The organism is Albidovulum sp., from assembly GCF_041919395.1.
In the GTDB taxonomy this organism is placed as follows: domain Bacteria; phylum Pseudomonadota; class Alphaproteobacteria; order Rhodobacterales; family Rhodobacteraceae; genus Albidovulum.
On record NZ_JAYRTX010000039.1, the window covers coordinates 13,477 to 28,316 of the forward strand.

Consider the following 14,840-nt stretch of genomic DNA (forward strand, 5'->3'; position numbering starts at 1 on the left):
GCGCCCCCCGGGGCTCCTATTGCAGGAGCCGCCCCATCGCACCGGCCACGTCGGCCATCCGGCAGGAGAAGCCCCATTCGTTGTCGTACCAGGCGAGCACGCGCACCGTGCGTTTGCCCACCACCTTGGTCTGGTCTGGCGCGAAGATAGAGGAATAGGGCGTGTGGTTGAAGTCGATCGAAACCTTCGGTTCGGGATCGTAGGCCAGCACCATGCCCATGTATCCTGCCGCGGCTTCCCTTACCACTTCGTTGACGTCTGCGACCGTCACGTCGCGGCCGGCGACGAAGGTCAGGTCCACCGCCGAGACGTTCGGCGTCGGCACCCGGATCGCGGTTCCGTCGAGCTTGCCGGCAAGTTCCGGCAGCACCTCGCCCAGCGCCTTCGCGGCCCCGGTCGAGGTCGGGATCATCGCCATCGCGGCGGCGCGGGCGCGGTAAAGGTCCTTGTGCCGGCGGTCGAGCGTCGGCTGGTCGCCGGTGTAGGAATGGATCGTCGTCATGATGCCGCTCTCGATGCCGATCTTGTCGTTCAGCACCTTGGCGAGGGGGGCGAGGCAGTTCGTCGTGCAGGAGCCGTTCGAGACGACGAGATGCTCGGATTTCAGCTCCCGATGGTTGACGCCGTAGACCACCGTCTTGTCGGCGTTCTTCGCCGGGGCGGAGACGAGCACACGCTTGGCGCCGCGCGAGAGATGGACCGCCGCCTTGGCGCGGTCGTTGAACTTGCCGGTGCATTCGAGCACCACGTCCACGCCGTCCCAGTCCAGTTCCTCGGGGTTGTAGGTGGACATCACCTCGATCGGCCCGCGGCCGAGGTCGAGCGTGTTGCCGGCGACCTTCACCGGCCCGCCGAAGCGGCCATGGACGCTGTCGTATTTGAGGAGGTGTGCATTCGTCTCGATCGGCCCCGTCGCGTTGATCCTGACGACCTGGACGTCATTGCGCGCCGCCTCGGCGATGTGGGCAAGGGTGCAGCGCCCGATGCGGCCGAAACCGTTGATGCCGATGGTGACGGTCATGTCCTGCTCTCCTGTGTCGGGTCCACGCCGCATGCGCGGGCCGGTGCGCGAGTCTGATTTCGCCATAGCAAACGAGGAAACCCAGTAAAACCCGTTCTTTCAACATGTTAGCGGAAACGTGGCGGTGTTAGCGAAAACAGGCTTCACAATCCGGCGAAGGCGACGCAACTGTGGCGGAAACCGGCGCACCCGGTTGGGCGTTGCATCGGCAGGACGCGTGGCAAAGGCGGACCGGACAGGCGGGGCGGACGGGACAGGCGGATGAGCGGACTTCTCGCACTACTCGACGACGTGGCCGCCATCGCGAAGGTCGCGGCGGCGAGCGTGGACGACGTGGCGGGGATGGCCGCCAAGGCCGGGTCGAAGGCCGCGGGCGTCGTCATCGACGATGCGGCGGTGACGCCGAAATACGTCCACGGCTTCGAGGCAAAGCGCGAACTGCCGATCATCTGGAAGATCACGAAGGGCTCGCTCTTCAACAAGCTCGTGATCCTCCTGCCGGCGGCACTGCTGCTCAACGCCTTCGCGCCCTGGCTCGTGACCCCGCTCCTGATGATCGGCGGCGCCTATCTCTGCTTCGAGGGCGCCGAGAAGGTCTTCCACAGGCTCTTCCCGCACGCCGATGCCGAGGTCGAGGCCGATCTCGACGTGAAGGACCCCGCGCACCTTGAGGAGGAGCGCGTGCGGGGCGCGATCAAGACCGATTTCATTCTCTCGGCGGAGATCATGACCATCGCGCTCGCCGCCATTCCGGGGGGAACCTGGTGGATGGAGGCGCTGACGCTCGCGGTCGTCGGCGTCGGCATCACGGTTGCGGTCTATGGTGCCGTGGCGCTCATCGTGAAGATGGACGACATCGGGCTATATACCGCGGCCACGGCGCGGACTGGTTTCGGCCGTGGCGTCGGCACCGGGCTCGTGAAGGGGATGCCGAAGCTCATGGCGCTCCTGTCCACGGTGGGCACGCTCGCCATGCTCTGGGTCGGCGGTTCCATCATCATTCACGGGATGGAGGTTCTGGGCTGGCCCTGGCTCTACGACCAGATTCATCATGTGGCGGAGGCCGTGGCCCACCGCGTCGAGGGCGGCTTCGCAGGCTTCCTCGGCTGGCTCGTGACGGCGACGCTCGACGGTCTCTTCGGGCTGGCGCTGGGAATGGCCCTCGTTCCGGTCGCCACCCGCGTGATCGCGCCGCTGTTCGGCGCCTCGCACTGAGCATCAGGCGCGGCCGAGCGTCCTCAGGAAGGACTGTTCCGTCAGTTCTGCGCTGCTCTCCCAGGTAAAGCGAACCGCGCGCTCTTCGGCGGCCCTGCCCAGAAACGCGCGCAGGCCCGGTTCGCCAAGGAGCCGGATTGCCGCCCCCGCGAGATCTTCTGTCCGCTCGGGGTCGAAGAAAAGCCCCGCACCGCCGACGACCTCGGGCAGCGAGCCGCGGTTGGAGGCGAGGACGGGCGTGCCGCAGTACATCGCCTCGACCGCCGGCAGGCCGAAGCCTTCCCAGAGAGAAGGGAAGACGAGCGCCTCCGAGGCCGCGAGAAGTTCCGCCATGTCGGCATCGGAAACCTCGCCGGTGAAGCTGATCCGTTCCGAGGCGCGCGCATCCTTCGATGCCCCGGCCTTGAGGTCGTCGACATTGTCCCAGAACCGCGCACCGGTCGTGCGGCCGACGATGACCAGCCGGGCATCGGGGCATGCTGCAAGAATCCGGGGCATTGCCTCGATCAGGCGCAGCACGTTCTTGTGGCGGTTGAAGCCGCCGACGTAGGTCAGCACGCGGTCCTCTGGCGCGATCCCGTGGCGCGCGCGCGCGCGGGCGAGGCGCGCGGGGTCGGTCAGCGGCCGGAAGCTCGCGTCGGCGCCCTCGGTCGTCACGTCGATCCTGTCGCGGGCGACGTGGAGCATTTCGGCGATGTCGCGGGCAGAGGCTTCCGAGACCGTGAGGATGCGCCGCGCCTGCGCCCGGGCGAGCCAGCTTTTCGCCTGCCAGAGGCGGAAATTGCGGCGGGTGGGAAAGATCAGCTCGGGGAAGCGCTCGGGGATCGTGTCGTGGATGCAGACGAGCTTCGGCACGCGCGAGAGGACCGGGTAGAAGGAATAGCTCGCCGGCCAGAAGAGGAGGTCGGCGCCAAGTCCGGCCGCCGCCCGCGAGAGGGTGAGCATGTCGCTCGACCCGCGCGCGCCCTTGCCGGAGGAAGCTTCGGCCATCGAGCGTCTGGCGCCGGCGACGCGCGTGGCCACGCCGGCGGGAACCGGCCGTTCCGGCGGGCGGTCGCAGACGAGCGTGTAGCGAAAGCCCGAGCGCCGCGATGCGAGCGCCGCGACGAGGCTGCGCGTGAACCGTCCGAAACCGCGCTCATTGTCCCAAGCACTTCCGTCGATGCCGACGTGGATGGTCATGCCCTGCCCTTGCTCCTGCCGCCGCCTGCCTTCTTCCTAGTGCAAGCATGGGCGGTTCCCAAGCGGAAGGGCAGGGTCTCGTCCCGCCGCGGCATCGACGGCGGGAGAAACTGCTTTCCAGTGCGGTTTCGTTTCCAATCCGGCACAGGTCCGCGGATTTCGACAGCCGGGACGTGCGCGGACCCCGCGCTTGGGGTAAGCACGGGCTGGATTTCACGACCGGGTTTCAGGGGGCGGCACCATGCCAAGAGACACTTCGCGAAGACCGCTCCACGTGCTCGAAATGCAAACGGAATTCGGCGTCGGCGGCATCACCAAGCATGTGCTCGCGTTGCGCGACTGGATGCGGGGGCAGGGCCATCGGATCACCCTCGGCGGCACGAGTTCCTTCTGGGCGGGCAAGGATACCGAGCCGGATTATGTGGAGCTTCCGACGAAGTATGTCTCGGGCATCGGCGGCTCGCTTCCCGCGCGGCTGACGAACGTCGCCAAGGCGGTCTGGACGCTTCGTCGCTGGCTGAAGCGGAACCGCGTGGACCTGATCCATGCCCACGAATCCGCGCCCGCGCTGGTGGCGAACCTCGCGCGCAAGGGGCTCGGGATTCCCCTCGCCGTGACCTACCACGGATCGGAACCCTCGCGCATCGCCTCCTTCGGCGGGATCGCGCGGAGGGCCGACCTCGTCATCACGCCCTCGCACCGGTCGGCCGAGGATCTGGCAAGGGTCGGGGGGGTGCCGCGGACGAAGCTGAAGGTACTGGGCCTTGGTGTGGCGCCGCCGCCTGACGATGCTCCCGAGGAGATCGCGGCGCTCAGGCGCGAGCTTCTGGGCGACGGCGACCGCGTCGTCGTGACGCTGGCTCGGCTCGAATACCAGAAGGGCATCGACATCCTCATCGAGGCGGCCGCGCGGATCGTGAAGGATCTTCCCGGCGTACGCTTCGCCGTGGCCGGCGACGGGGTGGACGAGGCGAAGCTGAAGGCGCAGGCCAGCGCGCTGGGGGTGGATCATCACGTCCGCTTCCTCGGCCGGGTGAGCCGCCCGCATCTCTACCTCAGGGCATCGGACCTCTTCCTCCTCACCTCGCGATGGGAGGCACTGCCCTTCTCCATCGTCGAGGCCTTCCAGGCGGGCATCCCCGCGGTGGCGACGGCCTGCTCGGGCGTGGTGGAACTCATCGACGATGAGGTTGGCGCGGTGGTGCCGGTGGGCGACGTGGCGGCCATCGCCCGTGCCGTCGGGCGCATCCTCGGCGATGACGCCCTGCGCGGCGCCATGGGACGGGCGGCGCTGGAACGGTCGAAGCTCGACAGGTTCGACCCCGACTGGGTGCACCGGCAGTTCGAGGAGGCCTACTACGCCCTCGCCGGGCGGTAGGCCCGGACCGTCCATTCCGCGAAAACCTACCCCGCCATCCGTTTCAGATCGTCCGCCGTCGCGGCAAGCCCCGCGGCAAGGTCGAATTCCGGCGCATAGCCTAGGCGTCTGCGCGCGTGGTCGATCCGGCAGGTGCCGCGGCCGGTGAATTCCTCCAGGAGGTGGTGGTCCGGCTCCAGCCGCCCGGTCTTTCCGCTGCGCCTCCGTATTGCGCCCATCAGCGCCTCGAAGCGCCGGTGGCCGATCGCGCGGCGGAGGATCGCGCTTACCCTTGCGGCGGCGGAAGGCGCGCGGTCCGTCGTCTCGTCCGGTTTCGGCCCGAGCCGCGCCAGGAGTTCCGCCGCCGGCACGCGGAAGACCTCGCCCCGGCCGAGCGCGCGTGCGTAGCCCTGAAGCAGCGCCGACCAGGGGAAGGGTTCCGGGCCCGAGATCACGAAACGCTCGCGGCCGAGGTCTGGCAGCGTCGCGGCCTTCAGGCAGGCCTGCACGACATCCTCCACGAAGACGCCGTTGCAAAGCCCCTCTGGCTCCGGCAGCACCACGCCTCCGGCAAGGAGCGCGGTGGCGAATCCGTCGGTCCAGAGCGCGGATCCCGGCCCGTAGACGATGGTGGGCTCCAGGATCGCAGCCGGCAAGGGCTGCGCCAGGAGCCGCTTTTCCATCGCGATCTTGGCCTGACGGTAGGCGCTTCCGCCGGGGCGGCCGGTGCTGCCCGCCTCGCTGCAGTCCGCCGCCGGCCAGGCATCGTAGACGACGATGGAACTGAGATGGACGATGCGCCCGACACGCGCGCTGCGGGCCGCCGACAGGAGCCGCTCGAAGCCCGCAAGGTTCGCGGCGGCAGTGGCGCGCACATCATAGGCGAGGTTGAAGAGAACCGCCGTCCCGGAGAGGGCGCGCGCCAGGGCGGCCTCGTCCGTGAGCGCGCCGATCACCGGGCGGACCCCCTTCGGCAGGTCCCTCAGGCCCGACCGGCTGCGGGTCAGGACACCGACATCGGCCCCGGCGGCGACCAGCGCCGCGACCAGCCTCCGGCCGATGAAGCCCGTGGCGCCGGTGACGAAGACCGGACGCCCCGCAAGTGCTGTTTCCATGCCTTCACCCTTTCGCCGCTGCGGCGCAGAATAGCCACAGGCGCGCGCCTTTGGAACCCGCGTCCGGGGCGCAGGCTGGCCCGAATCCGATCGCCATGCTAGCTGCCTTGCATTCGTTTGGGCGATTGATGAGCGCCGGCCCGGCCGGCGCGAGGAGCGGGAATGCGGATCGGGGTAATCGGAGCGGCCGGAAAGATCGGCCAGATGCGGGTGGCGACGATCCTGGCAGAGCCGCGCACGGAACTCGCCGCCGTCATGGACATGACGATGGAGAAGGCGAGGGAATTCGCCAATGGCGCGCCCGCCTTCACCGACCTCGACGCCTTCCTCGCGGTGCCGATGGATGCGGTCGTGATCTCCACCCCCGCCTTCGTGCGCGAGCCGATCTGCCTTGCCGCCTTCAAGGCCGGACTGCACGTGCTCTCCGAAAAGCCGCTCGCGCCGACGCTGGAGGCGAGCCGGCGCATCCTCGCCGCGGCGAAGGCGGCCGGGCGCCACCTCGGCGCAGGCTTCAACATGCGCTACTACCCGGCCTTTTCCTATGTGAAGGACGTGATCGACAGCGGCCAGATCGGAGAGATCGACCATCTCCGCATCTACGGCGCCCATGACGGACTGCACCATTTCGCGCATGACTGGGAATACCGGGCCGAGAAGTCGGGCGGCGGGGCTATGTGGGACGTCGGCATCCACATGACCGACATGGCCCGGCATCTCATGGGCGAAATCACCGAGGTCTGTGGCGTCGCCACCAACCGCGTGTGGAACGTGCCGGGGTCCGAGGACAACGCGATGGCGATCTTCCGTTCGCCCTCGGGGCTCGCCGCCACCTACCACGCCACCTGGACCGACTGGAAAGGCTACATGAGCGCGGTCGAGGTCTATGGCACCAGGGGCATGGTCAGGGGCCAGTATGCGCCGATGGAGAACCTCCTGATCACCATGGACAAGCCCGGCGGCGCCAAGCGACGGGTCAGAAAGAGCTACTTCGACATCAAGCTGCGAGAGAAGCTGAAGTCGTGGAAGACGACGGCGCTGAAGTCCTTCCAGGACGAGCTTTCCGATTTCATCGGCCTCGTCGAGGGGCGCGAGGGCCTCAGGATCGCCGACGGCCATGCCGCGCTGCGGGCGGTCGAGATCGCGACCATGGTCCCCGAAAGCAGCCGCACCGGGCTTCCGGTGAAGCTCGAAAACCTCGGCCCGATGAAGGTGTGACGATGAGCGAGGCGCCGGAACTCTCCATCGTCGTCGCCATCATCGACGGCGGCGACTACCTCAAGGACTTCCTCCGCGCGGCGCTCGACTTCGAGAACGCTCCCGCGCACGAGATCATCGTGCCCTACGACCAGACATGCCCCGAAGTCCCCGCCATGAGGGGAGAGTTCCCGACGGTCCGGTTCCTCGACATGGGACATGTGGCGACCGAGCACCCGGTCACGACCGAGGCCGGGCGGCACGAGCTTTACGACCGCCGCAAGTCCTTCGGCCTTAAGGATGCGAAGGGGCGATACCTCGCCATCCTTGAAGACCGGGGCCATCCCCGCGCCGACTGGGCGCGGGCGGTGGTGGACCTGCACAAGGAAACCGGCGCGGCCGTCGTCGGCGGCGCGATCGAGTGCCGGGAACCGGCAGGCGCGCTCAACTGGACCTTCTATGTGACCGATTTCAGCCAGTACGGCCTGCCGGTGCAGAACGGGCCCGCGACCTGGATCTCCGACGTGAACGTCAGCTACACCCGCGAGGCGCTGGAGGCGACGCGCGACCTCTGGACGGAGCGCTACCACGAGCCCATCGTGCACGAGGCGTTGATGGCGCGGGGCGAGACGCTCTGGCTGTCGGACCGGGTCGTGATCTTCCACGGCCGGCCGAAGACACCGCTCGGCTACATGATCCACGAGCGCTTCCACTGGGGAAGGCTCTTCGGCCAGATCCGCACCATGACGATGTCCGAAGGCCAGCGGTGGAAATACATCCTTCTCAGCCCGCTCATCCCGCCCGTGCTCTGGCTGCGCCACGGGCTGACGCAGCGGCGGAAGGGGCGGGGGATGCGCTATCTGAAGGCGCTGCCGTACGTCGTGATCCTCACGACCGCCTGGACCCTGGGCGAGGTCTGGGGCTACATCACCCGTCGCGCCTGACGGGCGACAGACGCCGGCATTTTCCGCGGATGATCGCTCTATCTGGCGGTCATTGTCTGCATTTTCGCAACATGTGCCACAATTCCGCCATCCTCTCGCGGTTTTCACGCCACATTGCGTGCCGGCTGTGCCAATGCATCCCGCGTGGGTGAAAACAATCCGGCCCGGCGTGGGGCACGCTCAATGGGCCGGAAACGAGGATAGAGCAATGATCAAAGGTATTCCTGCGCGCGCGGTTCGCGCGTCGCTTCTCGTCGCCGCCATGATTGCGGGACCGGCAAGCCTTGCCGAAGCCGCACCGCGCCTGACCGCGGCGCAGAAGGAGCAGGCGCAGTTCCTCTGCCAACGGACGGAGTTCAGCCGTAGCGAGGTTAGGCACCTGCAGCGCAGCCCTGATTTCCCGGTGCTCCTGGCCTATGCGCTGCAGGTCTGCCCGGCCGTGGCCGCGACGCTCTCTGATGGCGCCACAGCGTCGGTCGCGCTGCCGCGGGTTTCGCGCGACAACGACAATGACCGCAGCCCCGGCCGCGGTTCCGAAGACGAGGGCGGCGAAAAGGGAATCTGAGGTTCTCAGCCGCCGGTCGCACGATCGGCGGCGTCGAAGATGCCTCCGGCGGCGATGGCATTCCATCGGCGCGGGTCGTTCGGCTCCTGCATCCTGAGAAAGCTGTATCCGGTCCGGTGCCAGGGCAGCATCCGGTCCGTGAGATTGTCGAGCACGACATCCTGCGCCGCGGTGCGCAGGACAAGAACCGCGTGGTGGTTGCGATGTCGGTCGAGGACGGTCGCGATGAGCAGGGCGCCGGCGGGAACGCCGGCTTCGATGAGCCTTTTCTTCTTCGCCAGGGCGAAGTCCTCGCAATCGCCGCCGCGCGCCGTGGGAAGGTCCCAGAGGTCGTCGCGGCCATACTGGCTCCGGTCGGGCACCTCGTGCACCGAGGCGTTGACCGCTTGGTTCACGCTCCGGGCAAGGGCAAGCGCGCTTTCGGGTGCCTCGGTCCGTCCAAGACTTGTGGCGCAGGCCCAGCGAAGGCGGTTGCAGAGGTCGCCCGACCCGCTCGGTGCCGGTGCGGCGCGGATCGGCTCCAGATGCGCGGGCAGCGGCGCGGGGGCAGCCTGCACCCCGGTCGCAGCGAACGCCAGCGCGAACAGAGTGCGCCTTGTCACGCCGGCGAGGCGCGTCAGGGTGCGTGGGTGGTCCGTCGCGACAGGCATGGCGAGGGGGTTCCGGCCAGGTTGGATCGGGACCATTGGCACACGCGCGAATGGCCATTTCGGGCCGGGAACACGGCGAAATTGCGCAAGTGATCCGGTCGGCCGCGCGGCCGCGGGGCAGGTCCGCCATCGGGTATCGCCGCCGGCGCGACTGGGCGGAGAGCCGGCAGAGCCGTGTCGAGCGATGCAACCCCGCGACGGGAATCCCGGATGCCATGCCTTCAGTCGGCCCGTCGCCCGATCAGGCGCGCCGGGACTGATTTGGCAAAACTTCCGGCGATGAAGTCTTCCAGCCGCATCAGCGCTTCCGAGGTCTTGCCCGGTGCCCGGTGCAGACGCAGTTCGAGTTGTCCCAGCGGCGGCAGACCATCCCGTTCCGTCAGGATCCGGCTGGCCGGTGGCGTGGTGCTCTCTGCCATGACAGTGACACCGATCCCGGCGCGAACGGCAGCGGTGATTCCGTTGTAACTCGAACTGAGGTAGACGACTCGGCACGGACGCTCGATCTGGTTCAGGCCCTGGAGCATCCGGTCCCGGTACATGCAGGGTGGCGGCGCCAGAGCCAGCGGCAGGGGCGATTTCAGGTGGCTGGAATGGTCCTCGCTGCCGATCCAGACCAGCGGCTCGGTGTAGATGGGCCGTCCGCCATCGGGGGCGGAATCCTCGTGCAGCGCGATGATCAGGTCGAACTCGCCGGCCTGCTGGCGACGGAGCAGATTCTTGCTGAGGTCGCTGGTCACCTCGAGCATCACGTTCGGGTGCGACTGCGCGAACTGGCCCAGGAACTCGGGCAGCAGCGAGGCGGTATACTCATGCGGCGCCCCGAGTCGCACGCGGCCCGCCACCGCGGGCTGCCGCAGGGTCGCAAAGACTTCGTCGTTCAGAGCCAGTATGCGGCGCGCGTACTGCGCCATGGTCTTGCCTTCCGCGGTCAGCTGCATCTTGTGCGCATCCCGTTGAAACAGCGTCGTGCTGACCGATTCTTCCAGGCGCTTGATCTGCAGGCTGACGGCCGAAGGGGTGCGCCCGACGAGCTCGCCGGCGCGGGTAAAGTTGCCGCTATCGACAGCCTTGATGAAGGTCCGCAACAGATCCATCGGGATGTTGTGCATGGCGCATCTACTGTTGAAAAAACTCACAGTAGCATTTGAACTATGAAATTCCGAAAAATCAAGAAGGGTCTATTGAGGCGGCGTCCGCAACTTGATCCTGCCTCCGATGTGTCCTGACGAGGCGGTCCGTCGTTCCGAAACGGATCCGCCTTGCCTGACGTCAGCCGGCCGGCCCCTGATGCGGACCGTCGAGGAGGACGACCGACCAGACGACAATTAACCGCGATGCGCAATGCGCCGCAGGCCCGGCCGGCAGCGACCCCGCTGCGCCGGATGTGAGGGATAGTGAGGAGACTGCCCAGTGGAAACGATCAATAGCTTCTTCAATTGGCTCAATGGAATTGTCTGGGGCGTGCCGATGATCGTGCTGATCCTCGGCACCGGCCTGTATCTGCAGGTTCGCCTCGGGTTCATGCCGCTGTTCAAGATCATCTACGGCTTCCGGATGATCTGGAAAAGCCGCACGCCCGGTGCCACGGCGGAAGGCGAGATCACGCCCTATGCCGCGCTCATGACCGCGCTGTCGGCCACCATCGGGACCGGCAACATCGCCGGCGTCGCCACGGCCATCGCCGTCGGCGGGCCGGGCGCGCTGTTCTGGATGTGGGTCACGGCCTTCGTCGGCATGGCCACGAAATACGCCGAGGTCGTCGTCGCGGTGAAATACCGCGAGGTCGACGACCGGGGCGAACATGCCGGCGGCCCGATGTACGCGATCAGGAACGGCCTCGGCCGGCACTGGCACTGGCTCGGCACCGCCTTCGCGCTCTTCGGCGGCTTCGCGGGCTTTGGCATCGGCAACATGGTGCAGGCCAACGGCATCGCCAGCGCGATGGAAAACGCCTTCGGCCTCAGCACCTGGATCACCGGCGCGATCCTGACCGTGCTGACCGGGCTTGTCGTCCTTGGCGGCATCAAGCGCATCGGCGCGGTGGCCGAAAGGGTCGTGCCGACGATGGCGATCTTCTACATGGTCTGCGTCGTGGTTGTCCTGGTGATGTTCGCCGGCGAGATCCCGGCGGCCTTCGCGACGATCTTCTCGGACGCCTTCACCGGCACGGCGGCCACCGGCGGCTTCCTCGGCGCCACGATCATCATGGCGATCCAGCGCGGCGTGGCGCGCGGCATCTTCTCGAACGAGGCGGGGCTTGGCACTGCCGGCATCGCGCAGGCCGCGGGCTCGACCTCGAACCCGGTCTTCTCGGGCGTGATCGGCATGATGGGCACCTTCATCGACACGATCATCGTCTGCACGCTGACGGGACTTGCGATCATGGTGACGGGGGTCTGGTCCTCGGGCGAGACCGGCGCGGTCCTGACCTCGACCGCGTTCGAGGCGGCGATGCCGGGTATCGGCTCCTATCTGCTGGCGATCTCGCTCGCGCTCTTCGCCTTCACCACGATCCTCGGCTGGGCCTACTATTCCGAGAAGTGCTGGGAGTTCCTGGTCGGCACCATCAGCGAAAAGCCGTTCCGCATCCTGTGGACCATCGCGGTCTTCTTCGGCGCGACGCTCAGCCTCGATTTCGCCTGGCTGGTGGCCGACACGCTGAACGCGCTGATGGCGATCCCCAACCTGATCTCGCTGCTCTTGCTGTCGCCCATCGTCATCAAGCTGACCCGCGACTACTTCGCGCCCGGCGGCGAAGGCGGAAACTGAAGACCGAACCGGCCGGGGCGCTTCAGGGCGCCCCGGCCCTGGCCCCCACACCCATCAGGAAACGCCCAGGATGATCAACGCGAAAACGACGCTTGCCGATTTCGACCCGGCGCTGTGGCAGGCCATCGAGGCCGAACGGCACCGGCAGGAAGACCAGATCGAACTGATCGCCTCGGAAAACCATGTCAGCCCTCGTGTGCTGCAGGCGCAAGGCTCGGTGCTGACCAACAAGTATGCCGAGGGCTATCCCGGCAAGCGCTACTACGGTGGCTGCGTCCATGTCGACGTGGTCGAACAACTGGCCATCGACCGGCTGAAGGAACTGTTCGGCGCCGGTTTCGCCAATGTCCAGCCGCATTCCGGCGCGCAGGCCAACGGCGCGGTGAAGCTCGCGCTGCTCAATCCCGGTGACACCATCCTTGGCATGTCGCTCGACGCGGGCGGGCATCTGACGCACGGGGCAAAGCCCGCGATGTCGGGCAAGTGGTTCCGCGCGGTCGCCTATGGCCTCGGGGCGGACGGCCATATCGACTATGACAACGTGGAACGCCTGGCCCTTGCCGAAAAGCCGAAGCTGATCATCGCCGGCGCCTCGGCCTATTCGCGCGTCATCGACTTCGCCCGCTTCCGCGCCATCGCCGACAAGGTGGGCGCCTGGCTGCTGGTCGACATGGCCCATATCGCGGGCCTTGTCGCGACCGGCCACCACCCGAGCCCGCTGCCCCATGCCCATGTCGTCACCTCGACCACGCACAAGACGCTGCGCGGCCCGCGCGGCGGCGTGATACTGACCAACGACGCCGAGATGGCGAAGAAGATCAACTCCGCCGTCTTCCCCGGCCTTCAGGGCGGCCCGCTGATGCATGTCATCGCCGCCAAGGCGGTGGCCTTCGCCGAGGCGCTGCAACCGTCGTTCAGGGACTATATCGGCACTGTCGTCGCCAGTTCGAAGACGCTCGCCGAGGTGCTGGTGGCGCGCGGCGCGGCGATCGTCTCGGGCGGGACCGACAACCACCTGATGCTGGTCGACCTGCGCCCCCTGGGCGTCAAGGGCAATGCCGCCGCCGAGGCGCTGGAGCGCGCCGGGATCACCTGCAACAAGAACGGCGTGCCGGACGACCCGGAAAAGCCCACCGTCACCTCGGGCATCCGCCTTGGCACCGCCGCCGGATGCAGCCGCGGCTTCGGCGTGGCCGAGTTCCGCGAGATCGGCGGCCTGATCGGCGACGTGCTCGACATGCTGCGCAAGACGCCCGAGGGCGACGCCGCGGTCGAGGCCGCGGTGCGCGCGAAGGTCGTGGCGCTCTGCCGCCGCTTCCCGATCTACGGGGCCGGTCATGCGTGAGTTCGACCTCGTCGTGATCGGCGCGGGCCCCGGCGGCTACGTCGCCGCGATCCGCGCCGCGCAGCTTGGCCTCAAGGTCGCCTGCGTCGAGGAACGCGCCACGCTCGGCGGCACCTGCCTCAATGTCGGCTGCATCCCGTCGAAGGCACTCCTGTCCTCGTCCGAACACCTGGCCGAGCTGAAGCATCTGGCCCAGCACGGGATTTCCGTGGGCGAATCCAGCTTCGACCTTGGCGCGATGATGGCGCGCAAGGACAGGGTGGTGGGCGACCTGACAAAGGGGATCGCGCATCTCTTCAAGAAGAACGGCGTCGAATGGCTGGCCGGGCGCGGCACGATCCCGAAACCGGGCAAGGTGCAGGTCGGCGATGAGACCGTCGCGGCGAAAGATATCCTGATCGCCACCGGATCGGACCCCGCCGGCCTCCCCGATGTCACGATCGACGAAGAGGTCGTCCTGACCTCGACCGGCGCGCTGGCGTTGTCGCGCGTGCCGGAGCATCTGGTGGTGATCGGCGCCGGCGTGATCGGGCTGGAGCTGGGCCAGGTCTGGGCGCGGCTCGGCGCCAAGGTGACGGTGGTCGAATATCTCGACCGCATCCTGCCCGGCGCGGATGGCGAGATCGCCAGGACCGCGCAGCGGCTTCTGCAGCGTCAGGGGCTGGCCTTCCAGCTGGGCCGCAAGGCCTCGGTCGTGCGCCAAGGCGCGAAGGCCACCGTCACGCTGGAACGGCGCGACACCGGCGCGGTCGAGACGCTGGAGGCGGATGCCGTCCTTGTCGCCATCGGCCGCCGCCCGCGCACCGCCGGGCTGGGACTCGAGGCGCTTGGCGTCAAGCTGGACGCCCGCGGCTTCATCGCGGTCGACGGGCAGTTCCGCACCAATGCCCCGGGCATCCTCGCCATCGGCGACGCGGTTCCGGGCCCGATGCTCGCGCACAAGGCCGAGGAGGACGGCATCGCCGCCGTCGAGGCGCTGGCCGGCCATGCCCATCCCGCGCCGGACTATTCCCTCGTCCCCGGCGTCGTCTACACCGCGCCGGAAATCGCCAGCCTCGGCGCCACCGAAGAGGCGCTGAAGGAGGCGGGCACAGCCCATGTCGTCGGCCGCTTCCAGTTCATCGCCAACGGCCGCGCCCGCGCGATGGCGGCGACCGACGGTCTGGTGAAGGTTCTGGGCGACGCCGAAACCGGCCGCATCCTCGGCGCCCACATCCTCGGCCGCAACGCGGGCGAGCTGATCCAGGAGCTGGTGCTGGCGATGGCCAGGGGCGCGACGCTCGCCGATGTCGCCGCCACCCCGCACGCCCATCCGGGCATGGGCGAGGCGGTGAAGGAAGCCTGCCTCGCCGCGCTTGGCAAGCCGTTGCATATGTGAGGGCAAGGAGATGATCACCGAAGACCGCCTGCGCCACCCCGAAAAGGCCCCCCGCGCGGCCACGCCGGTGCTGCGCAAGCCGTCCTGGATCCGGGTCTCGCG

Annotated in this window: 13 protein-coding genes; 8 read left to right on the plus strand and 5 right to left on the minus strand. The window is 68.0% G+C overall.

All coding sequences use genetic code 11. From position 1 onward, the window contains the following. Positions 1-16 precede the first annotated feature (16 nt). Positions 17-1,021: a type I glyceraldehyde-3-phosphate dehydrogenase gene (gene gap / locus ACMUOO_RS08580; protein ID WP_301919883.1), complete on the minus strand. Its 1,005-nt coding sequence runs from the start codon at positions 1,019-1,021 to the stop codon at positions 17-19. 261 nt (positions 1,022-1,282) lie between these two features. Here gap and ACMUOO_RS08585 point away from each other — a divergent pair, with 261 nt between their 5' ends. After that, positions 1,283-2,236, plus strand: coding sequence for a DUF808 domain-containing protein (locus ACMUOO_RS08585; protein ID WP_301919884.1), 954 nt, complete (start codon positions 1,283-1,285; stop codon positions 2,234-2,236). Positions 2,237-2,239: 3 nt separating this feature from the next. On the opposite strand, the gene ACMUOO_RS08590 is transcribed toward ACMUOO_RS08585, so the two are convergent. Beyond that, complete coding sequence (locus ACMUOO_RS08590) at positions 2,240-3,418, minus strand: glycosyltransferase family 4 protein (RefSeq protein ID WP_301919885.1); 1,179 nt, start codon at positions 3,416-3,418, stop codon at positions 2,240-2,242. A gap of 283 nt (positions 3,419-3,701) precedes the next feature. On the opposite strand from ACMUOO_RS08590, the gene ACMUOO_RS08595 reads away from it, so the two are divergent. Then, on the plus strand, positions 3,702-4,796 hold the full coding sequence (locus ACMUOO_RS08595) for a glycosyltransferase family 4 protein (RefSeq protein WP_301919886.1): 1,095 nt from the start codon (positions 3,702-3,704) through the stop codon (positions 4,794-4,796). A gap of 26 nt (positions 4,797-4,822) precedes the next feature. On the opposite strand, the gene ACMUOO_RS08600 is transcribed toward ACMUOO_RS08595, so the two are convergent. Further along, the gene (locus tag ACMUOO_RS08600) at positions 4,823-5,890 is read right to left on the minus strand and encodes an NAD-dependent epimerase/dehydratase family protein (protein WP_301919887.1); all 1,068 of its coding nucleotides are present in this window, start codon (positions 5,888-5,890) and stop codon (positions 4,823-4,825) included. Positions 5,891-6,052: 162 nt separating this feature from the next. Here ACMUOO_RS08600 and ACMUOO_RS08605 point away from each other — a divergent pair, with 162 nt between their 5' ends. The 3 genes from ACMUOO_RS08605 (at position 6,053) to ACMUOO_RS08615 (ending at position 8,593) form a co-directional block, all read left to right on the plus strand. Further along, the gene (locus ACMUOO_RS08605) at positions 6,053-7,105 is read left to right on the plus strand and encodes a Gfo/Idh/MocA family protein (protein ID WP_301919888.1); all 1,053 of its coding nucleotides are present in this window, start codon (positions 6,053-6,055) and stop codon (positions 7,103-7,105) included. 2 nt (positions 7,106-7,107) lie between these two features. After that, positions 7,108-8,028: a hypothetical protein gene (locus ACMUOO_RS08610; RefSeq protein ID WP_301919889.1), complete on the plus strand. Its 921-nt coding sequence runs from the start codon at positions 7,108-7,110 to the stop codon at positions 8,026-8,028. A 208-nt stretch (positions 8,029-8,236) separates the two neighbouring features. Further along, positions 8,237-8,593 (plus strand): hypothetical protein, encoded by a 357-nt coding sequence (locus tag ACMUOO_RS08615; protein ID WP_301919890.1) that lies wholly within the window; start codon positions 8,237-8,239, stop codon positions 8,591-8,593. Positions 8,594-8,598: 5 nt separating this feature from the next. On the opposite strand, the gene ACMUOO_RS08620 is transcribed toward ACMUOO_RS08615, so the two are convergent. Together ACMUOO_RS08620 and ACMUOO_RS08625 are read right to left on the minus strand one after the other, a co-directional pair. Continuing rightward, entirely contained in the window at positions 8,599-9,243 is a 645-nt protein-coding gene (locus ACMUOO_RS08620; RefSeq protein ID WP_301919891.1) for a transglutaminase-like cysteine peptidase, read from the minus strand. Between the two features lie 221 nt (positions 9,244-9,464). Beyond that, positions 9,465-10,355: a LysR family transcriptional regulator gene (locus tag ACMUOO_RS08625; protein WP_301919892.1), complete on the minus strand. Its 891-nt coding sequence runs from the start codon at positions 10,353-10,355 to the stop codon at positions 9,465-9,467. Between the two features lie 301 nt (positions 10,356-10,656). Between ACMUOO_RS08625 and ACMUOO_RS08630 the strand changes: the two genes are divergently transcribed. The 3 genes from ACMUOO_RS08630 (at position 10,657) to lpdA (ending at position 14,738) form a co-directional block, all read left to right on the plus strand. Then, positions 10,657-12,015 (plus strand): alanine/glycine:cation symporter family protein, encoded by a 1,359-nt coding sequence (locus tag ACMUOO_RS08630; protein WP_301919893.1) that lies wholly within the window; start codon positions 10,657-10,659, stop codon positions 12,013-12,015. Between the two features lie 70 nt (positions 12,016-12,085). Then, entirely contained in the window at positions 12,086-13,360 is a 1,275-nt protein-coding gene (glyA, locus tag ACMUOO_RS08635; protein ID WP_301919894.1) for a serine hydroxymethyltransferase, read from the plus strand. Next, positions 13,353-14,738, plus strand: a complete 1,386-nt coding sequence (gene lpdA / locus ACMUOO_RS08640; protein ID WP_413855023.1) for a dihydrolipoyl dehydrogenase — start codon at positions 13,353-13,355, stop codon at positions 14,736-14,738. Before glyA ends, lpdA begins: the two co-directional genes overlap by 8 nt. The last annotated feature ends 102 nt before the right edge of the window (positions 14,739-14,840 follow it).